17 protein-coding genes are annotated in these 26,919 nt (G+C 35.8%); 2 read left to right on the top strand and 15 right to left on the bottom strand.

Annotated features, from left to right (window positions below; all coding sequences use genetic code 11):
- Window positions 1-146 precede the first annotated feature (146 nt).
- On the top strand, window positions 147-1,139 hold the full coding sequence (locus tag EDB96_RS16935; RefSeq protein WP_134142132.1) for an FAD:protein FMN transferase: 993 nt from the start codon (window positions 147-149) through the stop codon (window positions 1,137-1,139).
- Window positions 1,140-1,355: 216 nt separating this feature from the next.
- Here EDB96_RS16935 and EDB96_RS16930 read toward each other — a convergent pair whose 3' ends face one another.
- Window positions 1,356-2,231 (bottom strand): NAD(P)H-binding protein, encoded by an 876-nt coding sequence (locus EDB96_RS16930; RefSeq protein WP_134142130.1) that lies wholly within the window; start codon window positions 2,229-2,231, stop codon window positions 1,356-1,358.
- A gap of 80 nt (window positions 2,232-2,311) precedes the next feature.
- On the opposite strand from EDB96_RS16930, the gene EDB96_RS16925 reads away from it, so the two are divergent.
- Window positions 2,312-2,677 (top strand): winged helix-turn-helix transcriptional regulator, encoded by a 366-nt coding sequence (locus EDB96_RS16925; protein ID WP_057116048.1) that lies wholly within the window; start codon window positions 2,312-2,314, stop codon window positions 2,675-2,677.
- A gap of 57 nt (window positions 2,678-2,734) precedes the next feature.
- On the opposite strand, the gene EDB96_RS16920 is transcribed toward EDB96_RS16925, so the two are convergent.
- The 14 genes from EDB96_RS16920 to EDB96_RS16855 all read right to left on the bottom strand — a co-directional run bounded on the left by EDB96_RS16920 (window position 2,735) and on the right by EDB96_RS16855 (window position 26,684).
- Window positions 2,735-3,688 (bottom strand): M20/M25/M40 family metallo-hydrolase, encoded by a 954-nt coding sequence (locus tag EDB96_RS16920; protein ID WP_166669318.1) that lies wholly within the window; start codon window positions 3,686-3,688, stop codon window positions 2,735-2,737.
- A gap of 153 nt (window positions 3,689-3,841) precedes the next feature.
- Complete coding sequence (locus EDB96_RS16915) at window positions 3,842-4,888, bottom strand: sialidase family protein (RefSeq protein WP_134142129.1); 1,047 nt, start codon at window positions 4,886-4,888, stop codon at window positions 3,842-3,844.
- Window positions 4,889-5,109: 221 nt separating this feature from the next.
- Complete coding sequence (locus EDB96_RS16910) at window positions 5,110-6,444, bottom strand: sugar MFS transporter (RefSeq protein ID WP_134142127.1); 1,335 nt, start codon at window positions 6,442-6,444, stop codon at window positions 5,110-5,112.
- 172 nt (window positions 6,445-6,616) lie between these two features.
- Window positions 6,617-8,203, bottom strand: a complete 1,587-nt coding sequence (locus EDB96_RS16905) for a SusD/RagB family nutrient-binding outer membrane lipoprotein (RefSeq protein ID WP_134142125.1) — start codon at window positions 8,201-8,203, stop codon at window positions 6,617-6,619.
- A gap of 16 nt (window positions 8,204-8,219) precedes the next feature.
- Window positions 8,220-11,306 carry a SusC/RagA family TonB-linked outer membrane protein gene (locus EDB96_RS16900; RefSeq protein WP_134142124.1) on the bottom strand — a complete coding sequence of 1,029 codons (3,087 nt, stop codon included), beginning with the start codon at window positions 11,304-11,306 and terminating at the stop codon, window positions 8,220-8,222.
- A 262-nt stretch (window positions 11,307-11,568) separates the two neighbouring features.
- Window positions 11,569-14,229 carry a glycoside hydrolase family 3 protein gene (locus EDB96_RS16895; RefSeq protein ID WP_134142122.1) on the bottom strand — a complete coding sequence of 887 codons (2,661 nt, stop codon included), beginning with the start codon at window positions 14,227-14,229 and terminating at the stop codon, window positions 11,569-11,571.
- Between the two features lie 13 nt (window positions 14,230-14,242).
- A complete protein-coding gene (locus EDB96_RS16890) occupies window positions 14,243-16,486 on the bottom strand; it encodes a GH92 family glycosyl hydrolase (RefSeq protein WP_134142120.1) in 2,244 nt (747 codons plus the stop codon).
- An 11-nt stretch (window positions 16,487-16,497) separates the two neighbouring features.
- Window positions 16,498-17,982, bottom strand: a complete 1,485-nt coding sequence (locus EDB96_RS16885; protein ID WP_134142118.1) for an alpha-L-fucosidase — start codon at window positions 17,980-17,982, stop codon at window positions 16,498-16,500.
- A gap of 54 nt (window positions 17,983-18,036) precedes the next feature.
- Entirely contained in the window at window positions 18,037-19,887 is a 1,851-nt protein-coding gene (locus tag EDB96_RS16880) for a glycoside hydrolase family 35 protein (RefSeq protein WP_134142116.1), read from the bottom strand.
- A gap of 11 nt (window positions 19,888-19,898) precedes the next feature.
- Window positions 19,899-22,211, bottom strand: coding sequence for a beta-N-acetylhexosaminidase (locus EDB96_RS16875; RefSeq protein ID WP_134142114.1), 2,313 nt, complete (start codon window positions 22,209-22,211; stop codon window positions 19,899-19,901).
- A gap of 226 nt (window positions 22,212-22,437) precedes the next feature.
- Complete coding sequence (locus EDB96_RS16870) at window positions 22,438-23,460, bottom strand: isoaspartyl peptidase/L-asparaginase family protein (RefSeq protein WP_134142112.1); 1,023 nt, start codon at window positions 23,458-23,460, stop codon at window positions 22,438-22,440.
- 90 nt (window positions 23,461-23,550) lie between these two features.
- A complete protein-coding gene (locus tag EDB96_RS16865) occupies window positions 23,551-24,669 on the bottom strand; it encodes a putative glycoside hydrolase (RefSeq protein WP_134142110.1) in 1,119 nt (372 codons plus the stop codon).
- The gene (locus EDB96_RS16860; protein ID WP_134142109.1) at window positions 24,644-25,711 is read right to left on the bottom strand and encodes a carbohydrate-binding family 9-like protein; all 1,068 of its coding nucleotides are present in this window, start codon (window positions 25,709-25,711) and stop codon (window positions 24,644-24,646) included. The genes EDB96_RS16865 and EDB96_RS16860 overlap by 26 nt, the downstream gene beginning before the upstream one ends.
- A gap of 7 nt (window positions 25,712-25,718) precedes the next feature.
- Window positions 25,719-26,684: a glycoside hydrolase family 130 protein gene (locus EDB96_RS16855; protein ID WP_057116060.1), complete on the bottom strand. Its 966-nt coding sequence runs from the start codon at window positions 26,682-26,684 to the stop codon at window positions 25,719-25,721.
- Between the last annotated feature and the right edge of the window lie 235 nt (window positions 26,685-26,919).

Raw genomic sequence — 26,919 nt, 5'->3', positions numbered from 1 at the left:
AGATTACATTTGGTTCACACAAAGTTAAAGCTCCAGCGGAGCGACATATATAAACTACATATCGCTCTGGCGAAGCTTTAATTTGAAACGTCTAAATTATAACTATAAATATTTCGCTCCGGGGGAGCTCTAAAAAATGATTTTTTATGCAAAAACCAATTATAAATAAACTTTTAATTCTTTTCGTAACGGTTCACTACTTTACAGGCTATTCGCAAGTATTACGAAAAAGAACAACGCTCTTAATGGGCGGCCGTTTTGATATTAGTATTGTCGATAAAGACTCGCTTTCAGCTGAACAAAATATCGATATTGTGATTGCTGAAATTACTAGAATAGAAAACTTAATTTCGGACTGGAAAGCCGATTCTCAAATTTCTGCAGTGAATCAGAATGCGGGAATTCAACCTATAAAAGTAGATCGAGAAGTTTTTGAACTTGCCCAAAGAGCTGTTAAACTTTCTGAAATAACAAATGGCGGATTTGACGTAAGCTTTGCTGCAATGGACAGAATCTGGAAATTTGACGGTTCGATGACGGAAATGCCTTCGGCGGAAGCCATAAAAAAATCGGTTGAAAAAGTGGGTTACAAGAATATTATTTTGGACAGCACAGAATCGACTATTTTTTTGAAATTAAAAGGTATGAAAATCGGATTTGGTGCTCTAGGCGAAGGTTATGCCACTGACAAATGCCGCGCCATGATGATTGAAAAAGGCATTAAAGCCGGAATTATCAATGGTTCTGGCGATATGAGCACCTGGGGAAAACAACCCAACGGAAAGGACTGGAAAATCGGTATTACGAATCCGTTTAAACCTGAAAAAATTTTAGCTGTTGTTCCTTTAAAAGAAGGCGCTGTCACTACTTCTGGCAGTTATGAAAAGTTTGTTGTTTTTAATGGAAAACGCTACTCCCATATTATAAATCCTGCAACTGGGTATCCCGCAATTGGTTTGTGCAGTGTAACTGTCTTTGGTCCAAACGCCGAAACGGCAAACGGATTAAGTACTTCAATGATGGTTTTAGGTCTAAAAGAAGGCTTACTGCTGCTCCAAAAATTCCCAGAATACAGCTGCGTAATAATTACTGATAAAGGAAAAGTGGTTAAGTCTAAGAATTTCTCTTATAAATTGTAAGTTGTTGGTTGATGGTTAATGGTTGGTGGTTGATGGTTGATGGTTGATGGTTGATGGTTTGTGGTCATGGGAAGCAGATTTTGTCGAGATGATTACTTAGTCTGTTCGCTATCGCTTGAGTCTTCGGTGAAATTATAAAGGGTATGAAATAATGATAACTCATTATTTAAATTGAACATTCCGCTTACTGTAAATAGAAGCGGAATGTTTTTTTGATTAGAATTTTGAAGCAAACTCTTTTGCAAAATCTTCTAGTTTGATTTTTCCTTGAACTTTTCCATCATTGTTTAGAAAATCTGCTGCAATGGTTTCGTTGCGAAGTCCGCTTCCCATTTCGGTATATAAACCAGCCATTTCTTCTGGAACTCCAGCTTGAGTCATTCCGCCTAAATATTGTTCATCAGTAAATTCAACCCAAGGAAGTTCTGGTTTTCCAATTGCTGTGCCGAATGTTTTTGCAATTTCTGAAGGCGTGCAAACATCACTAATAATATATCGCACATTTTTTCCTTCTGGTAATTTTTGTAATTCTTCTGCAGCAGCCCATGCAATATCTTCTGGATGCACTAACGGAATACGATTTCCTGCTGGAATATTTGCTCCCATAATCCCTGCTCCTTTTATCATCGGAATATCGTTGAAGAAGTTAATGTAGAAATATCCAGCTCTCAAAAATGTAATTGAAGTATTTAGTTTCTCATAAATCTTCTCAATATTATACAAACCCGCAATTGGTCCGTTTCCTTTTGGTAAATCAGCTCCTATACTGCTTAGCATTACTAGTCTTTTAATGTTGGCATTCTGAATCGCTTTCGCGAAAGCGGTGCCAGCATCTGTAGTGTTTTGAATAATATTTACACCGCCCATATTTGGAGGCGTCATGGCGAAAAGGGCATCTGCACCTTTAAAAGTTTCTGAAAGAAAATCGGCATCGCTAACTGATCCTATTACTGCTTTTGCACCAAGATCTTCAATCGCAGCTTTTCGATCTGCATTGCTGCTTATAACCGTTACCTCGTGTCCTGATTTTACTAATTGAGCCGTTAAAGGCTTTCCGATATTTCCTAACGAACCTGAAATTATAATTTTCATCTTTAAAGTTTTTTTATTTAACAAGACAAAGGTATCTTTGTACTTACTTTTACACAAGTACTTACCCTAAAGTATGTATCATGACAGCAATTAAAGAATCGTCAACTATTCAGGAAAACAAGCAGTATGCGTTGGAACAATGCCCTGTAACTTTTGTTATGGAAAAAATTGGAGGCTACTGGAAACCCATTATTTTATATCATTTATCGACTGGAGATAAACGTTACAGCGAATTGAAAAGAGCAATTCCGGCTGTAACAGAGAAGATGCTGATTCAGCATTTAAAACAATTAGAAGCGGATGGTTTGGTGATTCGCGAAGCAAAACCTGTCGTTCCTCCTTTTGTGACTTATAAATTAAGTGATGCTGGAAAGGGATTATTACCCGTTATTGATGCAATGGCAGCGTGGGCTTTTAAAGTAAAAGACGGCATCTATAGCGTTTAATAGACACCGCCTTTTCAAACAACAAAAAACTAATTAACTTATTTTTAATCGCTTTGTTTAATTCTGTTTGATAAAAAACAAAGTTTCTTTGTAATTGGCAATTTCTGTTAAGGCATTATAAATATATTTTGAAACCAACGCTCCCCCATCAGAATTAATGAGGTCTATATCATCTTCTGGTGTATGATACTGCGGATGTCCGCCGGTATGAAAACCAACCGCAGAAATAGATTCTTTATAAAAAGAAACATGATCGGAACCGCCAACATCTCCTGCGTGAATAACTGGGTTTAATCCTGAGTTTTCCTGCAGTTTTTGCATCAGTTCGACTCCATTTGGGAAAGTTCCAGCACCGCCCATATAAAGCTCTTTTTTCTCATTCAATCTTCCAACCATATCCATATTGAGCATTACTTTTACGGATTCTTTTGGAACTGGCAGATGGGTTACGAAGTACTTAGAACCTAATAATCCTTCTTCTTCTCCGCTGAACGAAATAAAAATGATGCTTCTTTTTGGTTTGATTTTTTGTTTTGAAATTTCTTCTAAAATGCAAAGCAGCGCCGAGACACCAGAAGCATTATCATCTGCACCGTTATGAATGGCAAACGCTTCTTTCTTTTTACTTCCAGAACCTGGTCCGCCCCAGCCCCAATGATCGTAATGAGCTCCTATTACAATATATTCATTTTTTAAAACAGGATCAGATCCTTGGATAAAACCCAAAACATTTTGAGTTGCAGCACTATCTGATTTCATCTTATTGATGCCTTCTTTTACAAAAACTTTAAAAGGCTGATAATAGGAATTATTGAATTCTTTTAAACCATATTTTTTAAAATACTTTTGAATATAAGCTGCTGTTTTATTATTTCCTTTTGTACCCGGAAAACGGCCTTCCAATTTATCTGATGATAGATATTTATCATGTTTATAAAAGGTTTTGGAAATTTGTGCATTCACGAAAGTGCAGCAAAAAAATACGGTCGTAAAAAAAAGTTTTAATTTCATATTGGTTATCTATAGAATGGAACGCGGATGAAACGGATTTGCTTTGCAAAAACGCGGATAAACGCAGATATTATAAAAATTAATCAAATAAAATCGTAAAATCAGCGTCTTTACGAAGTAAATGAATGTTATCCGCGTACCATCATTAAAAGATTATAAATCAAAAGAGGTATGTTTAATGTATTTTCGATCATAAGTATACAGTACGTGTACTTTCTTGTCGCTGGTTTGAATTATTGCTGGGTAACTGAACTCTCCTTTTTCTTGATTTTCCAAATCAAATAACTTTCTCCAGTTCAAACCATCTGTCGAATATTGAACGTCTAAAATATTGCGTCCGTTAAACCAATCTTTTCCCTGTGGCAGTGGATTATTCACTAATAAAAAAAGATTTTTATTTACAGTTAAAGCATCTATTCCCGAATTTGAATTGACCACATTAATTGTATTGGTTCTTATCCAGCTTTTTCCGTTATCTCCAGACCAGCTTGCAACTACTCTATTGTGCTTGCTGCGGGACAACATCTCAATATCACTTTCACTATGCACTAAAAATGTAGGCTGAATGACATTTAATTGTTTATTGTTTTCAACTTCAATTTTTTTCCAAGAATCGTCAGCTTCTGTGTAGGTTTCTACATGAATTCTCCATTCGTCTTTATCAACACTTTCTGTACTGCTGCCGCAGAGAATTAAGCCCGGCGTAGTTTCGATTGGTTTGTTTCGAATTGGTCCGTAAAATCCTTCTGGAAGATATTTTGGTTCGCCCCAAGTCTTTCCATTATCTTTTGAAACTATCATAGCGCCAAACCATTCTCTGGGATTTTTTCCGACTTTGTAAAACAAATACAAATTCTGGCTTTTGCTTTTAAACAACACCGGATTCCAACAAGGAAGCGTATCTCCGTTTTTGATTAATGGCTGAATAAGCTCTTTTGGCGTTGACCATTTTTTATCTTTATAATCAGAAATATAAATTCCGACATCTTTTGCGCCTTCGTATTTACCGCCAAACCAAGCTGCCATAATCTCATTTGGTTTATATTCAACCAATGTCGATGCGTGGCTGTTGGTTGTAACAGGCGGATCTGCAATATAACTGCTTTCAATATTCACAGCTTTAATTTGTGCTTTTACTGAATTGGAAAAAACAATTACCATCAATAATGCAGCTGTAGTATATCTCTTTTTTAAAATCATTTTCTTTTTCTTTGTTTTTGCTTTTTTTTAGATGAAAGAAGCAAGAAGCAAGATTTTGAATTTACTTTTCAATATGAAAAATGTCTCTTAGATATAGCTTTAAATCCTACATCTTACATCTTACATATCACATATCACATATCACATATCACATCTAACATCTTACATATCACATCTTACATCTTACATATCACATCTTACATCTTTCAGATTAAAAAAATCTAACTCTTCTTCAACCCCACTTTATGTCCTGAAATCGCATAGTACAGGATAATAATATAGCAAGGAAGTAAAATCCAATATCCTTTTGTTGAGGCTGCTGCTGTTGCATTTACTTCGCTAATTCCCTGTGCAATAAGATCAGCTTTTGTTCCGTCTAGAAATTTCCCATATAGAGGCGGAATAACTGCTCCTCCAGAAATTGCCATTACTAATAATGCTGCTCCAGTTTTCGTGAATTTACCTAAACCGTTAAGTGTAAGCGGCCAGACTGCCGGCCAGACCAAAGCATTTGCAATTCCCAATGCAGCAACGAATAAAACAGAAGTAAATCCGCTAGAAAACACAATGCAGAATGACAGTATAATTCCTAAAACCGCACTCACTTTTAGAGCCAAAGCCTGCGTGATATATTTCGGAATCAAAAATGCTCCCAAAGCATAAGTAGCAACCATTGCTAATAAAGTAAATGTTGTAAAGAATTTAGCATCGGCTGCAGGAAATCCTAACGCGATTCCGTATGCTATAATCGTATCACCGGCAATAACTTCTACTCCAACGTACATAAACAAAGTCAGTACGCCCAGCCAAAGATGCGGAAACTGAAAAATACTTGTTTTTGCTGTTTCTCCCTCTTTTGTTTCTTCGATTGGCGTGGCTTCAACATTTGGAAGCGGTGCTTTACGAATCAGCAATCCTAAAATAAATAAAACCACTGCCATAGAAATATAAGGAGCTACAACACTGTCTGCCATATTATTTAGTAATGTATTTTTTTCAGAAACGCTTACTACAGCCAGTTTTTCCTGAATTTCATCAATTCCTGATAATAAAATAGATCCAAAAATAAGAGAGCCTAAAGCTCCAGCAATTTTATTACAAATTCCCATAATAGAAATTCTTTTTGCCGCGCTTTCAATTGGTCCTAAAATAGTAATATAAGGATTTGATGCAGTTTGCAATAAAGTCATTCCGGCTCCCTGAATAAAAATTCCTGTAAGGAACATCCAATACGTTCTTGCTTCGGCTGCAGGAATAAAAATTAAAGCTCCGAAACCCATAATGAATAATCCTAAAGACATTCCTTTTTTATAGCCGATTTTAGCTAAAATATAAGAGGCAGGAAGTGCCATTACAACAAACGAAATATAAGATGCCGACGCAACTAATAAAGACTGCGCTGAAGTTAATTCGTTAATTGTTTTCATAAACGGGATCAAAGCGCCGTTGATCCAAGTAACAAATCCAAAAATAAAAAACAGACTTGCTATTATTAAAATTGGAACTAATGTGGTTGGTTTGGTTTGTGAGGAGTTAGTGGTATTTGTATCAACCATTTTTATTTATGTTTTTGTGGTTTGATGATTTGTTGAATTGAAGAAAATCATCAGTAGTTAAAAGAAATTTTGTATGCCAAAAATTACTGACATATGGATAAAACAAAAGGAGAGTTACCTCTCCTTTTGAATTTTAAGTAAGGATTGTGTCGATCATTACTCACCAAATTAATTATTTTGTGTCCCACCAAAGTCTAGTTCCACCTGAATCTGCACCGCCTAATTTTGCGATACCATCATCAACTGCTTCTTTGTTAGAAGAATACTCATTTGTAGTATAAATGATTCTCTTCATTAGAGATTTTCCAACTCCTGGGTCTGGGTTATCTGTGTTTAATACAGGATAAATAACTTTAGCATCGCTTCTACGTAAATCTGCCCAAGCTTCCCAAGATTCTGGGAAAATTGCTAAGTATTTTTGAACTGCAATCTGTGTACGTTGATCAGCAGTAGATGCAGACCAAGCTACTGGCAATTTAACAGGGATATCTCTTAAGTCTAAAGTAGGGTAAACTGTTAGGATATTTGGTAAAGTTGGCAATGATGAACCATTGATGTATGCATCTACTTCAGCAGCATTTGTAATTCCCCATTGTGCTAGAGATAATCTAATACCTGTTTCATACAAAGTTTTAGCATCTCCGCCCATGTTCCATCCATTCAATGCACCTTCTGCTCTGCTCAAATAGTTTTCAGAAGCCATGAAGATTTCGATATTTTTAGTTTCACTAAGGTTGTTAGTGGCACCATTACCCATTACGTCATTATTGAAAGCAGAGAATTTAGTAGTTCCAAATTGATCTTCTAAACCTCCAACAGGGTTACCTCTATAAACTCCAGTATCGATTGGGGCAAACCATTTTGATAAACGTGGATCGTTGTATCCTACTAAGATACTTTCCATAGAAGCTGTCATTACATAACCCCAGCTGTTTACAATCATGTTTAAATTGTTTGGAGTAATGTTACTTGCTTTAAAGAATGCACTTTGATCATTTGTCTGCATAACTCCTGCAGCTACAGCAGCTTCAGCTTGAGTCTTTGCTTTTCCTGGATCTTTATCCGAAATTCTTAAAGCTAAACGCAATCTCATACTGTTTCCAAAAATTCTCCATTTGTCAACACTTCCTGAATAAACTCTATCATTTGGGGCAAGAGAGGCTACAGATGCAGTAGAAGAAGAACTCAATACTGCGTTTGCTTCATCTAACAATTTAAAGAAATCTTCATAGATGAATTCTACGCTGTCATAAGGAACTTTTTCTTTACCATTACCTGCTTCAGTGTAAGGAATTGGTCCGTAAGCATCAACCATTTGGTTGTACATGAAAACTTTCCAAATTTTAAGAACTGCTAAAGCTTCAGCATTTCCTTCAGATGCTTTGAAAGCATTTGCCAAAGCTGGCGCAGCAACTGTATAAAATCTTGTCCATCCTCTTCCTTCGTATCCGTTAACGAAAGCATTTCTTTCCGTTCCGTATCCACAATTTAAGTAGTGAATAAAAGTTGAAGATAAAATACCTGTTGCAATACCCCAAGTACCTTGATCATCTACACCTGGAGAAGAATAAGATCCGTTGTGGATACCTGCGTATAATGCAGATGCAAATGCAGGACCAGCAAGAGTTGGATCTAACTGACTTTCTGTAAGCGAATTTGGATCCGTATTTATTTCGTCGAAGTCCTTTGTACAACTAGAAAAAGTAGATAGCATCGCTACAGCGACTCCTAGTGTTTTTATTTTAAAACTATATTTCATGATATCTCTTTTTTAATTAAAATCCGAATTTAACATTAACTCCATAATCTCTAGTTGAAGGAATGTTGAAAGATTCTATCCCTTGTAAGTTACCTGTACCTGCTCCAGCTTCTGGATCAAAGTGTTCTGCTTTGTTTAAGAAGAAGAATAAGTTTCTACCCACTAAAGAGAAGTCAATACTTGAAAATCCTGAACTGCCTAATAAACGTTTTGGTAAAGAATAACCAAAAACAAGTTCTCTTAATCTGATGTTTGTAGCATCATAAATAAATGGTTCTGCAATTGGAGTTCTTTGCCCAATAGCTGTCCAGTATTGTTCTGCTGTAATACTTGTAGTATTTGGAGTGTATGTACCATTTCCTGCCGCAACAACACCATCTACAATTATTCCGCCTTCTCTTCCAGCAAGTGTAACATCACTTACCCCTAAACCAGCTTGTCTTGCTTGAGTGTATGAAATAACTTCTCCACCAATTCTAAAATCAACAAGGAAGCTTAAAGAGAAATCTTTGTATTTGAAATTATTTTTGAAACCTGCTGTCCAGTCTGGGTTAAAGTTTCCAGCACGAACATCGAAACCATTTGTTGCCAATGGAATACCAGCACTGTTTACAATAATATTTCCGTTTGGATCTCTTTGGAAACCTTTAATATATAAATCTCCGTATTCACCACCTTGAACAACTTTACTTCTAACTAAACGTCCTTCACCTAGAACTAACTCATCTCTTCCTTCAAAGATAGACTTAACTTTTGATTTATAAGAAGCATAGTTTGCTGTAATATCCCAAGTAAAGTTTGCAGTTTGAATTGGAGTTGCCGTAAGCGTAAGCTCAATACCTTTATTTTCAATATCTCCACCATTTACGATTGCTCTAGAATATCCAGAAGATTCAGGAGTGTTAATATAGAAAATCTGATTGTCTGTTAATGTATTGAAATATGTAAAATCTAAACCTAAACGGTTATTAAAGAATCTAACATCTGCACCAAACTCTGTAGAAGAAGAAATCTCAGGCTTTAAGTTTGGATTAGCTTTTGTGCTTTGTCCGTACAACATACCACCATTTCCTCCAATATATGAGAATCTTTGTTGTGTTTGGTATGGATCTGTATCGTTACCAACTTGTGCATAAGAACCTCTAATTTTTGCAAAGCTGATTACTTCTGGCAATGTAAACATGTCAGAAAGAACTGCAGAAAGACCAAAAGATGGGTAGAAATAATCTGTTGGTAATGTAGAAGACCAGTCATTTCTAGCTGTTACGTCTAAGAATAAATAGTTTCTATAACCAATTTGACCAAATCCGTAAACTGAATTGATTCTTTTTTCTGAAGCAGTAGATGTAGATTGAACTGTCTGCACATTAGATAATGCGAAGAAGTTTCTTTTACTTAAAACACCACCAGAATTTAAAGCTGAACTATTTTGTTGCAATGAGTTTGCACCAGCATTAAGTCCGATAGAAAAATCACCAAATTTCTCATTGTAAGAAAGTAAAGCATCAACGTTTAATTCGCTCACTGTTTCATAAGACTCGCTGTATGAACCCATGTTGCTGTTAAATGCATTTGTTGCATATCTGTTTCTTACGTTTTTGTTAGTCATTTGGTCTAAACCAGCTCTACCTTGTAAGCTTAACGTTTTTGTAAACTCATATTTAAGAGACGCTAAACCAATAAATCTGTTTCTTTTATCTGTACGAGCATCATCTCTTAATGCAGACCAAAATGGGTTTCCTCCTGGAGCTCCAGTTTCGTCAAGGAAATAGTTGACTTGTCTTTGTCCTGCAGCATCAAAATATTCGAAATTTTTGTAATCGTTGTATGCGATACTACGAGGTAATAAATATGCAGATGTACCAATAGACTCTTCACCAGTTCTCAATAAGTTATCAATATCTTGAACGATGTAGTTTGTTTTTACATCTAATGATAATTTATCAGAGATTTTGCTCGTCAATCTTAAGTTAAGATTGTGTCTATCCATTTGGTTTCCTCCAACGATACCTTCAGCACGTGTGTTGGTATAAGAGAAATAACCTTGCGCTTTTTCGTTACCAGCAGTTACAGTTAATGTATTTGCTAAGTTGTAACCTGTTTTGTAAAAATCAATAACGTTATTAGGCTGTGGAGAATAGCTTTGTGTAGCTGGTCCAGCATAATTTGGGTTACGAACTAACTGCCAGTTTGAAACTTGGCTTCCGTCTAATTTTCCTCCCCAGCTTGAAGATGAGTTTGGAACATACACTCCATTCGTACCTTGACCGTACTCGTTTTGTAAATTCATCAAGTTATAAGCTGAAGAAGCCATAAAGTTAGATGATAACGAAACTGAGGTTTTTCCTGCTTTACCAGATTTTGTTGTAATAACGATTACACCATTTGATGCTCTAGAACCATAAAGTGCTGCTGCAGAAGGTCCTTTAAGAACAGTCATCGAAGCAATATCTTCTGGGTTAATGTTAGAAATACCATCTGGCTGTGTAGTTCCCCCTGTATCAATATCAGGATTTGTTGTTGTTGTTCCGTTACTAATTGGCACACCATCTACTACATAAAGAGGCTGGTTGTTTCCATTAAGAGATCTGTTACCTCTTAAAGTAATTCTGGAAGAAGAACCAACACCATTTGAAGTAGTCGAGAAGTTAAGACCTGCAACTTTACCAGAAAGAGAGTTGGCAACGTTTAATGATCTAGCTTCAGAAAGTTCATCTACTGAAACGTTTTGTGCAGAATACGTAATGGCTTTTTTCTCTCTTTTAATACCAAGAGCCGTAACCACAACTTCTCCCAACTGCTGGGTGTCTGCACCTAAAGCTACATTAATAGTAGTTTGAGATCCTACAGCAACTTCTTTTGTAGCAGATCCTACATAAGTAAAAACTAAAACTGCTGATTGATTTGGAACACTAATGCTGTATTTACCATCAAAATCTGATGAAGCACTTGTTTTTGTTCCTTTAACAATAATATTTGCTCCAGGAATCGGAATTCCAGTAAGAGCATCTGTTATCGTTCCTTTTACTGTAGTCTGCGCTTCAAGGCTTTGGAATCCGAAAAGGCATATGACCAACAGTAATTTTAGTACGTTTTTAATCATATTAGTTGTTTTTTTAGAGTTAATAACATGTTAAATTTAAGAATACGTTTTGTTAACAATACATAATTTCGACAAATGACAATTTTGAAAAGGTGTTGGTGAAAGTTTCGCGTTTTATTGAAAGAAAACGTTTTCATTTGTAATCTAACTCTTCCTTATTTTAAAGGCCAAAATCTATTAATCTAATAGATTTTGGCCTTTTTCAATTGTATTCTTTTTTTTATCTAAAAAACGTTTAAAATTATTCTGCGTTTAAGCGATTTTAGTTCGAAACCTTAAATTTAGTTTTTAGTAAATCTGTCGAATTTCCGCCAACCATAACTTCGAAATCTCCAGGCTCTACAACGCTCTTCATTTCTCTGTTCCAGATAGATAACTCATCTGGTGTAAGTGTAAATTCAACATTTTTTATTTCTCCTTTTTTAATATTCAATCTTTTGAATCCTTTTAGCGTTTTTTCTGGAGTGGTAACAGAGCTGTAAACATCATTAATATATAATTGTACAACTTCATCTCCATCAAGATTTCCAATATTTTTAACATCAACAGAAACTTTCACTTCTCCATTAGGTTTGATTTCGTTTGCACTGATTTTTAAATTTGAATATTCAAACTTCGTATAACTCAATCCGAAACCAAATGAATATAACGGATGTTCGCTTTCTGCTACATATTTATGTATCGCAGATGGTTTTTGGTTATAATATATAGGTAGCTGCCCAACCGATTTTGGAACTGTTATTGGTAATCTTCCAGCTGGATTATAATCTCCAAATAAAACATCTGCAACAGCTCTTCCTCCAAATTCTCCTGGGAACCATCCTTCAATTACTGCTGGAATATTTTCTGCAATCCAATTTGTAGAAAGCGGGCGACCGTTTAATAACACACAAACTACAGGTGTTCCCGTTTTTTGAATTTCTTCGATCAATTGCTGCTGTATTCCAAATAAGTCTAAAGAAGCAACGTCTCTGTTTTCTTCTACCAATTCGTTAGATTCTCCTAAAACCACAATGGCAACATCTGCTTTTTTAGCAGCTTCGATTGCAGGCTGTAAGTTTACTTTTTCTAAATTCCAACGGAAATGCGCTCTGGCACCCCAGCCTCCTTCCCACATTTCAATGCGGACTTTGTATTTTTTACCTTTTTCAATATTTTTTGGAACTGTAACCATGCTTGTCGCACCTTTAGTCCAGTTGTCAATTACCAATTGGTCATCGATATACATTCTGATTCCGTCATCAGAACTTAAACCTAACCAACCGTCAAGGGCTTGATCTGATTTTAAGAATCCTGTCCATCTAATAGAAAAATCATCCACATTTACACCGTCTCCAGGCGCCCAAGGCCAGTCAAACTCTAATTGACTGTCGATTCGAGTCAATGCTGGGGTTCCTTCAAGATTTCTGTTGTTAAAATATTCTCCTTTTAATCCATTTTGAGCCTCGTCTGGAGTAAACAAATATTTAGATGGAATAATTTGTCCTTTTACAATTAAAGGAACACCTTCTTCGTAAACTACATTGGCAGTTTTTCCAACAATTTGCTGTATACCTTCAAAAACTGTTGTTCCAACACTATTTTTAGGAGCATAACCTCCCATTCTTGAAGCGTTTGCATTTGGTCCGATGACAGCAATGTTTTTAATACTTTTACTCAACGGTAAAATATTATTGTCATTTTTCAGCAAAATCATTGATTTTTGAGCAGCTTCTAAAGCAACAGCTTGGTTTTCTTTAGTATGAAAACGCTCTTTAATCAGATTTTTATCTGTGTACGGATTTTCAAATAATCCTAATAAAAATTTCAAACGTAAAACTGCTCCCGCCGCACGGTCGATATTTTCCATTGTCAATTTTTTTTCATTTACCAATTCAATAACAGTATTTTGCCAGAACTCGTTTGAAAAATCATAAAATTGCATATCAACACCTGCAGAAACCGCTTCTCTAATAGCATCTTTTGGAGAATCAGCAACTTTGTGAGTCGTCTGAATGTATTTTATTGCTCCTAAATCTGAAACTACAAGACCTTTAAAACCCCATTCGTTTCTCAAAACATCCGTCAATAACCAATGGTTTGCTGCACAAGGAATTCCGTCCAATTCAGAATACGCACACATTGTTCCCAAAGCGCCGCCTTTTGTAAATGCTTTTTGAAAAGATGGTAAATGGTCTTCTCTTGCTGAACGTTCTCCAACCAAAATTGGCGAAGAATTTCCTCCCGCCTGCGGAATACCATGAACGGCAAAGTGTTTAGGCTCTGCAATAATAGATCGATCCGATTTTAAATCATCTCCCTGTAATCCTTTAATGAATGCTAAACCAATTTCACTATTTAAAAATGCATCTTCTCCGAAAGTTTCAGCAACTCTTCCCCATCTTGGTTCGCGTCCTAAATCTAAGTTTGGACCAAAACCAAAATGAACTCCATGTGCTCTGGCTTCCATACCAATTACTTTACCAACTTTATCCATTACGGCAACATCCCAAGTTGCCCCAAGTCCAATGTTCATTGGAAAAGCCGTACTTCCTTCGTCTAAATAACCGTGAAGCATTTCACACATAATAAGTGCCGGAATTCCCCAGCGGTTTCCTTTGATTACATTGGTTTGCAAATCATTGATCATTTTCGCCGAACGCGGATAAAGATCATGAATAGCTCCAATTCCTAAATTCCCGATTTTTTCTGCCGATTTAGATTTCGCAAAATCTTCTTTATCTTTAAAAAAATCTCCTCTATACATATCCATCTGACGCACTTTTTCTTCAAGTGTCATACGGCTCAACAAGTCTTTTACTCTGTCTTCAACAGGTGTTTTTGCATCCTGATACGGATATTTTTTCTGGGCATGGGTTTGGTTTAAAAAACCAACAGCCATTACAAAAATAATGGCCGTTTTCTTCATTCTTAATTGTAACATAGTTGTGTTGTGTTTAGTTTTGAATCACTTTTAGCTTTGTTCCATTCACAAAATCGTCGTGCGAAATAAAAAAGCTGTTAAGTGTTTTTCCGTTTAGCTCAATCGAATTGATTTTCCCGTCATTATTGATTTGTCTTTCAATTACAATGCTCTCTTTTTTATAATATCTTGGATCTAATTTAATAGTCACTCTATGAAACATTGGCGCTGTAATGGTGTAAACTGGATCTCCCGGCGATATTGGATAAATTCCCATCATCGAATAAACTAACCAAGCCGACATGGTTCCTGTATCGTCATTTCCTGGTAATCCTTTTGGTTCATTTTTGAAATATTCGCGAACCAATTTCTTTACCATTTCCTGAGCTTTATACTCCTCACCTTTCACATAATTGAATAAATAAGGATTGGCAATGTCTGGTTCGTTTGCCATATCAAATTGTTTGATATCAAAGATTTTCTGCAATTGCGCCGAAAAGGCTTGATCACCACCCATTAATTTCTTTAATCCATTAATATCGTGCGGAACCATAAAAGCGTATTGCCAAGCATTTCCTTCGATAAAGCCAACATTTTCTTCAAAATTAGCTCCAGAAGCAGGATCAAATGGCTCGTACCATTTTCCGTCAGCTGTTCTTGGTCGAAGCAGATTTAAGTTTTTATCAAATAATTTTCTATAGGATAATGAACGTTCTTTAAAACGTTTTACATTGTCTTTGTCCCCGAATTCGTTGGCCATAAGCGAAATAGAATAATCTGAAATATTGTATTCCTGAGTTGTAGAAACTGGACCTTTATTGTCGGTTGTTAAATAGCCTTTTTTGATATAATCTTTCAATCCAGGACGAAGCGGATTATTTTCAATATTATCTGCGCCTTTCAACATCGCATAATAGGCTTTATTAACATCATAATCACGAACTCCTCTCATGTAACTATCTGTAATTACAATACTTGCAGGGTCTCCAACCATGGTAAAAGTTTCAGTCGAATTCAATTCCCATTTGGGTAACCAGCCGTTTTCATCAAACATAGTCAACATGCTTTTTACCATATCAGATTGCTGTTTTGGATAAACCAAAGACATCAATGGATGTACATTTCGGTACGTATCCCATAAAGAAAATACGGTATAACGGGTGTCATCAGTTTTAGCAATTTTACTTCTTTTGATTACGGGATATTGTCCGTTAATATCATTTAAAATATTGGGATGAATTAAAGTGTGATATAAAGCTGTATAAAAAATCGTGTTATCATCTTTTGAACCACCTTCAACTAAAATTTTAGAAAGTTCTTCATTCCATTCGTTGTAGGTTTCTTTGTAAATTGCGTCAAAAGATCTGTTACCTACTTCTTTTGCTAAATTTTCACGGGCATTTTCGATACTTACGTACGAAATTCCGATCTTCACTTCAACTGTTTCTTCTTTTTCGAATTTATAAGTAAAATAACTTCCAATACTATCACCTACAACAGTTTTGATTGTATTCTCCATTATTCTAGCTTTTCCGTTGTAACCCATCCATTGTGCTTCAACACCGTTGTATTTTGAAGTTTTTTTCCAAACACCAAATTTAGCCGCAGGTTTCGAAAATTGAGCTACAAAGTAAACTGGATATGCATCTTCTGGACTGTTATAACAAAAGGATCCAACAGATCGCATTCCTTCAATTTCTGTAGAAGAAACTACTTTTACCATTGCACCTTCTTCATTTGTCAATCCCAATCCAAGATTTAATAAAATATTAGATTGCCCTTTCGGGAAAGTAAATCTGCTTACTCCCACTCGTTTTGAAGCTGTAAACTCTCCTTTTACTTTATACTTGTCGATGTTTACGCTGTAATAGCCTGCCTTAGCTACTTCATTAGAATAAGTAGAACCGTATTTTAAATGATCGATTTCTATATTTCCAGTCGTTGGCATTAATAAAATAACGCCCAATTCTGGACAGCCAACACCGCTTAAATTCACTTGGCTAAATCCTGTCAAAAAGGTATTCTCATTCACATAGGGATTAGAAAGCCACTGACTGTCTTTTTCCATCGGTGTGTTTTTTACTCCAGCCACATTAAACGGACTAATACTTGCCATTCCGCGTGGTGCAATTGGTCCTGGATAAGCCGCCCCATAATTGGAAGTCCCAATAAACGGATTTACAAAATCAGCAGGCTGTTGCGCAAAAATTGTTATGCTAAAAAACAGCATGTATAAAATACATGCTGTCTTAAATTTATCTTTAGTATTTAAAACCATAGGCTTTGTTCTTATCTGTTGATCGCTTCAATTTTTAAAGTCCAAGCTTCTTTTGCAGGAAGGTTGTTTCTTAAACTTTCTGGGATAATTACTTTAAATCCGTTTCCTTCTTTTGTCCATTTTAAAGAAGTTTTAGAACCTAACATGGTAATTTTTGTTCCTTTTTTAGGACTGATAGATTTTACTGTAACTTCAGCAGGAATTTTATCTTCCCCGTCTTTAGCTAAATAAAATGCAAATACATTACCCGCTCTATTTTGTGTAAAACAAATGTTTTCTTCTTTGTAAGGCTCGATTGGTTTGGTGTTGTAAATCGCTGTGCTGTTTACTTTCATCCAATCACCGTAAGCCTGCAATAAATCGTAAGCACCTTTATCCCATTCTCCTTCTGGACTTGGCGCAATATTTAATAATAAGTTTCCGCCTTTTGCCACAATGTCAACTAACATGTGAATACCTTGTCTTCCAGTCATGTAAGTAGCACCTGGAGAATAAGACCATCCACCGCCTGCAGGTATACAAGATTCCCAAGGATAAGGCAAAGTCTTAGCAGGAACACGTCCTTCTGGAGTTAAATAGTTTTGGTTTTTACCGTGAACTGCTCTATCCACCACAATTAAACCTGGTTGTTTTGCACGTGCTTTTGCAACCAATTCGTCCATTTTTGGATCTTGATCTACAACTCTGTGTTTGATGAAACCGTTTTTAGATTCGTTTTCAGTAAATTTCTCGTCATAGTTTTCTTTGATGTTTACTTGATCTCTTTTACGAACCCATCCTCCGTCTAACCAAAGAATATCCACTTTACCATAATTAGTCAAAATTTCTAAAATCTGGTTGTGTGTAAAGTCAACATATTTCTGCCATTTTTCTGGATACAAAGACGGATCGTAGTTTACGTTTCTGTCAAATGGTGGAAAATAAGGATCCCAGTAGTTTTCATTATGCCAATCTGGCTTTGAGAAATAAGCTCCAGTTGAAATACCTTCCCCTCTAAAAGAGTTGAAAATCTCTTTTAAAACATCTGCTTTTGGATTTGTATGGAAAGGAACATCTTTACTAGTTATCTTGTAATCAGAATATTTAGTGTCATACATATTAAATCCGTCATGGTGTTTTGTTGTAAAAACCATGTATTTCATTCCAGCATATTTCGCTGCTTTTGCCCATTTTTCTGGATCAAATTTTACAGGATTAAATGTTTTTCTTAACCCTTCGTAATCTTTTATATAATCATTATAATTAGATGGATTACTTCCTTTTTTACGTTCACACCATCCGTAATCTTCAGGACAAATAGACCAAGATTCTACAATACCCCATTGGCTGTAAGTTCCCCAGTGCATTAGCAGACCAAATTTTTTGCCTTGCCATTCATCTAAGTTTTTTAATACTGCCGGATCTGTTTCTGGTACGTATCTTTCATCTTCATATATCGCCTGCGCGAATATCTGAGCTGAAAATAAAAGGGCGATAATGAATATTCCTCTTTTCATCTTTAATCTAATTTATAATTTATTATTCTTTGTTTTTAGTTTAATTAGGTAATCTTAATTTAATTTTTCAAGTATAGGCTGATCTGTAAAAGTCAATTCTGTTTTGCTATTTTCATTAAGCTGCTCCAATACAACAACCTTATTCTCGCCTGCATTCAACCAACAACCTGGTACATAAAGCGTTTGCTGCGGTCCAACTTTCCAGTAACGTCCAAGATTGTGTCCGTTAACAAATACAATTCCTTTTCCCCAACCTGTCATATCCAGAAAAGTATCAGCAGGTTTATCTATGCTTACAGTAGATTCATATAAGACGGGACGTCCAGGTTTTATCGTTTCATTTTTAACAGCTGGAACTTCATTCATTGGCATTTTATACATTTCCCATCCGCCGCTAATTTCAAATTCATTTAAATATACTGGAGTAATAATTCCTTTAGTATTATGTACGATTTCGGCACCGTAGTTAATGCGACCCATATTTTCAACTAGAATTTCTAAAATACCGTTAAAAGGAATCGTAACTGTCAACTCATAGTTTTTGAAAACTCTATTCAACTCACCTGCTTTAACCCCGTTTACATAAACTGTAGCAAAGTCTCTCAATCCTTCAATTTTTAATTGACCAGAAATGGGCTGCGTAAATCTTTTTCGATACAAAACATATCCATGTCCTTGATCTAATTTTTCAAATGTTAAAGGCTGGTCATTTACAACTGGTTTTTCTTTTTTTATCCAACTTAAAACATCCATGCTTGATTTGATAGTCTGATTAGGATATTTTGCAACTGGTATTTTGGCTGGAATTGAGGCTAATTTTGTTTTAGAATACTTTTGCATTACTTCACGTATAGCCATAAATTTTGGTGTTGCCCAACCTGCTTCGCTAATAGGAGCATCATAATCATAGCTTGTAATATCAGGCTGAATATCCATTTCTTCATTATAATTTGCCCCGGAGGTAAATCCAAAATTAGTACCGCCGTGTACCATATAATAATTAAAAGAAACACCTGCATCAAGGTACTTTTTAGTTTGACTTGCAATCTCCTCAGATCCAATTTTAATAAATGGTTCTGCCCAATGATCCAACCAGCCAGAATAAAACTCTGCGACCATGTAAGGCCCTTGTCCGTTATGGTATTTATCAACCTGTTTTTTTAAATTATCTATATTTGATTCCCCATTTGCAGTCGGTAACGCGCCTTCTACCATACCACCTTCAAACAACCAGGCACCGTCAGAAGTAAAAAAAGGCTCTGGGAATCCCGTTTGTTTAAGTATATTGTAAATTGCAGTTTTGTAGGCTTTATGATCATCAGCACTAATATCGGTTCTTTGAGAAACATAAGACCCAAATTCATTTTCGGCCTGAACCATAATGATAGGTCCTCCTTGATTAGCAAAAAGACCTTTTACCTCTGCATACAAATGTTCTATATACGTTTTACAAGCGTCTAAAAATGCTTTGTTATTGGTACGAATTACTAAATCTGGATTATTTTGCAGCCACCAAGGGTATCCTCCAAATTCCCATTCGCCACATGCATACGGACCTGGTCTAAGAATTACATATAAGCCTTCACTTTTGGCAATACGTAAAAATTCTGAAAGATCTCTATTTCCTGTTTTAAAATCCCATACACCTGGTGCTACTTCGTGATAATTCCAAAACACATAAGTAGCCACGGTATTCATTCCCATAGCTTTAAGCATCTGCAATCTATGTCTCCAATACTCTTTAGGAATACGTGCATAGTGCATTTCTCCCGAATGTATTTTAATTATTTTCCCGTCTTGTTGAAATTCTCCCTTAGATATAGAAAATCCTTTGGTTTGTGCCTTAGTAAAAAACGGCATCAAGCAAATCAATAATATCCCGAGCTTAAATAGTACCTTCTTCATTTTTTTAATATTTAATCAATTAAAATTTCATCGACAAACAACCAAGAGCTTTCTCCTTTTGGACTTTTCTTTAAGTTGCTTGCAATAACTTTCACAAAACGTGCATTTTGTTTTTGGAAATTGATTTGGAAATCTTTCAATTCTGGAACAGCATTTACTGCATAAGGGCGCATAATTTTCCCTACCTGAGTGTATTTAATTCCATCTGTAGAAATCAACACTTTAACTTGAATTGGGAAATTAACTCCTGCTCCTTGACTTTCTAAAGCTCCAACTTTTACTTGCTCTATGCTTTCTACTTTTTCTAAGTCGATAACCAATTCCATATCGTTAACTAACCAAGCCTGCCATTGTCCGTCATGGAAATTTTTACTTCCTCTGATCGTATTTACCATTGTATTGGCATCGCCTTTATAATTCGAATTATAAGGCGTCAAGTATTTCACTTTTTTCGAAAATGCTTTATGGAAAACAATCGTATCTGTATATGTTTTTCCCACTGGCTTGTCATCTTGGAATAAAGAAGCTTTTAAAACCGTTGTTTCTTTTATTGCAATTGGGCTTGTATATTTTATAGCATGGTGATCAATGGTCTGGTTTCCTAAAACATAACGAATGTCTGGATTAGGAAACTCGTTTTTCAATTCTACCTTAATCTGTTTATTAGCTAAATCAGCTGTAGAAGAAGCCGTTACCAAATAAGCGCTTTTCGCATAATTGATTCCTAAATAATCGTAACGTTTTAATAATGAAAACAATCTTGTTGTGAAATCATTCCAATTGCGTTTCTCTTTCGGACTCCATAAAGTTTCTGATAATGCCGCTAATCTTGGGAAAATCATGTATTCTGAATCTTTTGGCAGCGCTAAATGTTCTGCCCACAAATTCGCTTGTCCTCCTAAGACATGTCCCGCTTCTTGAGGTGTCATTGTTGAAACTACAGGATCAAATTTGTACACTTCACTTAACGGATTATAAGCATCAAAAGCTAAAGGTTCTTCGTTTTGCGGACCTTGATAAAAGTTAAAATAACAAGGAGATTCTGGCGTCATAATTACGTCATGACCTTGATCTGCAGCTTCGATTCCGCCTTTCATTCCTCTCCAGCTCATTACCGTCGCATCTGGAGCCAAACCGCCTTCTAAAATTTCATCCCAGCCGATAACTCTTTTTCCTTTTGAGTTGATGTATTTTTCCATACGTTTTACAAAGTAGCTTTGCAACTCGTTGACATCTTTTAATTTCTCGTCTTTGATTCTTTTTTGGCAGTGCGGACATTTTGCCCAATTGGTTTTCGTTGCTTCATCACCACCAATATGAATATATTTTGATGGAAAAATAGTAATTACTTCATCAATTACATTTTGCAAAAATTCAAACGTAGTTTCTTTTCCTGCACAATAGATATCAGTCAAAGGCCAAACTCCGCCTGACGGAACACCAATTCTCTGATTAAAACAAGCTAATTCTGGATAAGCTGCAATAGCACTACTTACATGCGCTGGCATTTCAATTTCAGGAATAATTTCAATTCCTTTTGTCGAAGCATATTTTACAATTTCTCTTAATTCATCTTGCGTAAAGAAGCCGCCGTAGGTTCCTTTTTCATCAGGATTTGTTGTTAATCTCGCATTCCAGCTAGTATTTTCTTGATCAACTCTCCAAGCGCCGACTTCAGTTAGTTTTGGATATTTTTTAATTTCAATTCTCCAACCTTGATCGTCAACCAAATGCAAATGTAAAACGTTCATTTTGTGCATCGCCAAACGATCGATTGTTGCTAAAATGTAATTTTTATCGAAGAAATGACGAGATAAATCCAACATTAAACCTCTCCATTTAAAACGTGGTTCGTCTGTAATCGTTAAATTTGGAATTTGCCACTTTGCAGAAGTGATTGCATATTTGCTTTCAATCGCTTCCGGAAGTAATTGCCTAACACTTTCTAATCCATATAGAAAACCAACATTTCCTTTTGCAGAAATAACAATACTCGTCGGATTTACATCTAAAACGTAAGCTTCATTTTTTAAATTAGGATCTACTTTAAACTGAATAAAATTGCTTACTGGAGCTTTAGTTGTCGTTTCTGGTTTCCATCCCGCAGCCACTTCAAATTTAGAAGCTAAAGCATTTGCAGCATTTCTTTGGAAATCGCCATTTACTACAAACTTTGTATCTTTTGTAAATTCAAAAACACCAGTTTTAATAAGAATCTGACTCGGTTTCGGAATAATGTTAATATCACTTTCTGTGTAAACTTTCTGCGCATGAGCCGAGAAAATTGAAGTGATTAGGGTTAATAGGAATAATAATTTTTTCATTCTTTGTTTTTTGGTTTCTCTAACAGTTACTTATAAAGCTACTTTTAGAGATATAGTTTTTTAGTTTTTATATGTCATTTCGACTGAAAGGAGAAATCACACTAGAAACTCCTCACAGAATGTCGCCAATCTTTGTCGAATCGCAAGTGCGATTCCTCTCCCGAAGCCTCGGGATCGGAATGACAAACTGTTGTTTGAAACTTTAATAAAGTTTTAAACTTGACAATTATTTATCCCAAGACATTTTAAATTTCGCATCTTCCATTCTGTGACCTTTTACATCATCAGAAACGGCGAAATTAAATCCAGATCTTAAACTGTAACCGGCATATTCTCCGTTTTTATTCAAAGCAATAAAACCAACTTGCAGATATTCCATGTCTTTGTGGTTTTTATGTTTGTTGTAAATACGTTCTGTAATTTCTTTACAAGCATCATAAGGCGATTTTCCCTGCCGCATTAATTCTACAACCATTGCACTTCCTGCTGTTCTAATTACGGCTTCGCCTAAACCAGTTGCTGCAGCCGCTCCTACTTCGTTATCCAAGAAAAGACCCGCGCCGATTATTGGGGAGTCACCGACGCGTCCGTGCATTTTCCAAGCTGCACCGCTCGTGGTACATCCGCCAGAAAGATTGCCTTCTTGGTCTAACATTAGCATACTGATGGTATCGTGATTTTCTATATTAATAACTGGTTTGTATTTAGAATCTTCCAGCCATTTTTTCCAGTCTTTCTCCGATTCTGGAGTCAATAAGTTTTCTTCTTTAAAGCCTTCAGATAACGCAAATTGCAACGCTCCCTGCCCTGCTAACATCACATGAGGCGTATTTTGCAATACTCTTTTCGCAACAGAAATTGGATGCATAATTCCTTGCAGAAAGCAAACAGAACCGCAGTTGCTGTTATGATCCATAATACAGGCGTCAAGAGTAACTTTCCCTTCGCGGTCTGGATATCCACCGTAACCCACACTGCGAACAGTCGGATCGGCTTCAGGTATTTTCATTCCAGCTTCGATGGCATCTAAAGCTGATTTTCCTTCTTTTAAATTCTTCCAAGATTCTTTATTAGCAGGCAAACCATGATTCCATGTCGAGATGATGATCGGTTTAGTCTGTTTTTTTTCTTTTAATTCAGCTTCTGGTTCATTTTCGTGATTTGCAGCAAATCCGCTTACGCCCAAAACAGAACTTATGGCTAAAGTGCCTAAAGTTGTTTTCTTGATAAAATCTCTTCTATTTGACATGTGGTTTATTTTTGGTTCAACTCTAAGAAACTAAGTTTTCTTAATGTTGCTAAATTAATCAGTAATAATTTTTAATCCCAGTAAAATCGACTATAACGACGCTTTTACCGACTTAATTGTTTTTAAATTACTCTCTGATAAAGCATTTCCGTCAAAAAATGAAACTCCTGTTGCGCCATTTTTCTTAGCTTCTAGAATCGCTTCTTTCAATTCTGCATCCGATTTTAAACCTGGAATATAAATTCCTGTATTTACTTTCGTTTGTTTTCCTTCAAGATCTGCTACACCTTGTTTTGTTGCATAACCTACCCAGTCAATTTCTTCATCATAAAAACTATGATAAATCATTGGATACACTTCGTCAATATTCCATTTATCCCAACGCTGGCGCACCATATGATCTGCCATTTCTGGATAAGGAAATACTGCTGCTGTTAATTTTTTATTGTGTTTGTGAGCAATTTTGTATGCGTCGTCAACCACAGCTTTTACCGCATTTAATCTGAAATTTTTCCACTCCATATCAATTGAAGTATTGTGGCTATTTTTTGGATTTTTATGATGTTCTTTTTCGAATTTACTTACGCAGGCATCACAATAACAGAAATCAAATTGTGGTAATTCTGTATCTTGAACCAAATTGTATTTTGGCAATAAACTGATTGGCAGGAAAATATCTGGGAAGCGAATGTAGTCTAAATGTACACTTTCGATTCCTTCTACTTTTGCTAAACCTTCAACCAAGCCCAAAACGTGATTTCTAGATTCTTCTTTAGTTGGGCAAAGCCATTGGTAATAATCTACATACGGACGATTATCAAAACAAGATTTTCCTTCTTTACTTACTTGATACCAATCTGGATGCTGTAACGCTATAGAATCATTAGGGCGGTTCATTGCCATGATCCAAGCGTGTACTTTTAGTCCTTCTTTTGTTGCAAGCGGAACTAATCTTGCTAATAGTTTCGGATCTGTTTGCGTGTTAATTAAAACTTCATCGATTCCGCCGTCTTTGTATTTTTTGAATTCTTTAGAATAATCTGCATCCGATTTTTTAGCGTCAGCAGTGGTCCAAACACCAAAAGTGAATTTACCATTTTCCTGATCTTTGGTTTCTTTTTGTCCGCAAGAGAATAAACTCAGCGAAAGCGCTAATACTAAAACTTTTGATAGTTTTCGAATGCTATTCGTTCGTAATAATTTTACCATCTTCTTTAATTATTAAGGTTTTGTTTGAAAAAGGACTTTTTACCAAGATATTAAATCCTGATGAATGATTTTCTAAAATTGGCTTTAAAGTCTTTCCGTCAACCACTATATTTTTTTTACTGATATTCTGAATGGATTTTGCCCAAGATTTATTCTTTTCGAAATATCTTTTTTGAGCTCTGTATAAAGTATACAGTTCCCATTTTACTTTTTCTTCCTGCGGAATTACAAATTTGTCTTCGCTTTCTTTTGAAGAAAAGTATACATAAGCCCATTTTTCGGGCTCATGCATATTAATGACTCCCATAGGCGACCAAACCCAATTGTATTCTGGGAGAAACTTTCCTTCTATATCTTTTTTTCGTTCGTACTTTCCGTCAACAACAGAATGCTGCCAATTTACTCGAGAGAAATTGACTTTCCAGAATTTATCTTTAGGAACAATATTATCGTGATAAGATGTTTTATAAACCGACCACGGAATGGCAATTTCTAATGTCCAGCCTTTATCAATATCTGATGCGTTATTTAAAGTTCCGTCTACTTTTACAGCCGATTTTAAACCATCGATATTCCAATCGTTTAAAACGGTATTTTTTTCGCGGTATGGTTTATTGATAAATAAATCCCAAGCGGTGTTTAATGCATTTATTTCCAATTCATAATAATTGTGAGTATCATTATCTGGATCAAGAAAAACCTCAAAATCATTATTATAGAAAATAATAGTATCGCGTTGTCTAAGATTTGCCCAAACATGCGGCTCTTCCATCTTAGCTAGAATATAGTAGTAATTATCGTCCCAGAGCATTTTAACCTGAGTTTTGTATTTTGGAGTTTCAACACCTTCTATGTCGACAAAAGGTGTTGTCCAAGCTGCTTTTTCCCAAGCTTTATCTGCTTCATCGCCGTCAATAACAATTTCTTTTGACGTTTTATACGCAATATAACTTTTTGGTGTAACCTCTTTTTCAGATTGCGCATACCCTATCAAACCAACAAAAAAAACGGCAAGGGACAATAATTTACCTCTACTATGCATCTTTATATTATAAACTATTATCTTTTGTAAATTGAATTACTTCACTTAATTTTCCGAAGGCGATCGCTACGTGAGTATCTGCAGCACCGTAATATACTGCTAATTTATCTTCTTCAAAATCGTGTAAAGCAGCACATGGGAAAACTACATTTGGTACATCTCCAACCATCTCATACGTTTCTGCAGGCCCTAATAAATAAGGTTGTGTTCTGTATTTTACTTGATCTGGAGCGTCTGTTTCTAATAATGCTGAACCCATTGCATAACGGAAACCGTTGCAGGTATTGATAACTCCGTGGTAAATCATTAACCAACCTTCGTCAGTTAAAATCGGAATTGGTCCTGCACCTACTTTTGTACACTGCCAAGCACTTTGCTCAAATGGAGATGGTTTCATCACTAATCTGTGTTCTCCCCAATATTTCATATCTGGGCTATAGCTGATCCAGATATCTCCAAAAGGAGTGTGTCCATTATCACTTGGACGGCTTAACATGGCATATTTTCCGTTGATTTTTTGCGGGAATAAAACTCCGTTTCTGTTGAATGGTAAAAAGGCATTTTCGCATTGGAAAAATTCTTTAAAATCGAAAGTATAACCAATACCAATTGTTGGTCCGTTATAACCATTACACCAAGTAATCCAGTATCGGTCTTCGATCCAAACCACACGAGGATCGTATTTATAAGCAGATTCGATCATTTCTGTATTACCAGATTTCATCTCAATTGGTTCGTGGTTAATGTCCCAATTAATACCGTCTTTACTGAAACCAGCAAAAATATTCATCTGAACCGCTTTATTATCACATCTAAAAACCCCAGCATATCCGTCTCCAAAAGGAACAACTGCACTATTGAATATACTGTTTGAAGAAGGAATCGAATATCTGTCGATAATTGGATTCTCAGAATATCTCCACATTACATCTTTACTGTTTTCGGGTCTGTCTTGCCAAGGAATAGTACTCATTTTTTTGTTTTTTTTATTTATTAGTTTTTTTTATTCTTTTGTCTCTGACTTTTTTTTTTGCAACTATAACGTTCGGTTTTGTCATTTCGACGAAGGAGAAATCTCCGCAAGAAGCTCCATCTCGTAAGTTACCAATCTTTGTAGAGTTACTCGTGGAGATTTCTCGTTCCTCGAAATGACAAACTGCATCGCAAAACTTTGTCAAAGTTTTGAACTTTGACAAAGTAGCAACACT

It is taken from the genome of Flavobacterium sp. S87F.05.LMB.W.Kidney.N, assembly GCF_004366435.1.
In the GTDB taxonomy this organism is placed as follows: Bacteria; Bacteroidota; Bacteroidia; order Flavobacteriales; family Flavobacteriaceae; genus Flavobacterium.
Note: the sequence above shows the minus strand (reverse complement) of the source record. Positions and strands in the feature narration are given on the sequence as shown.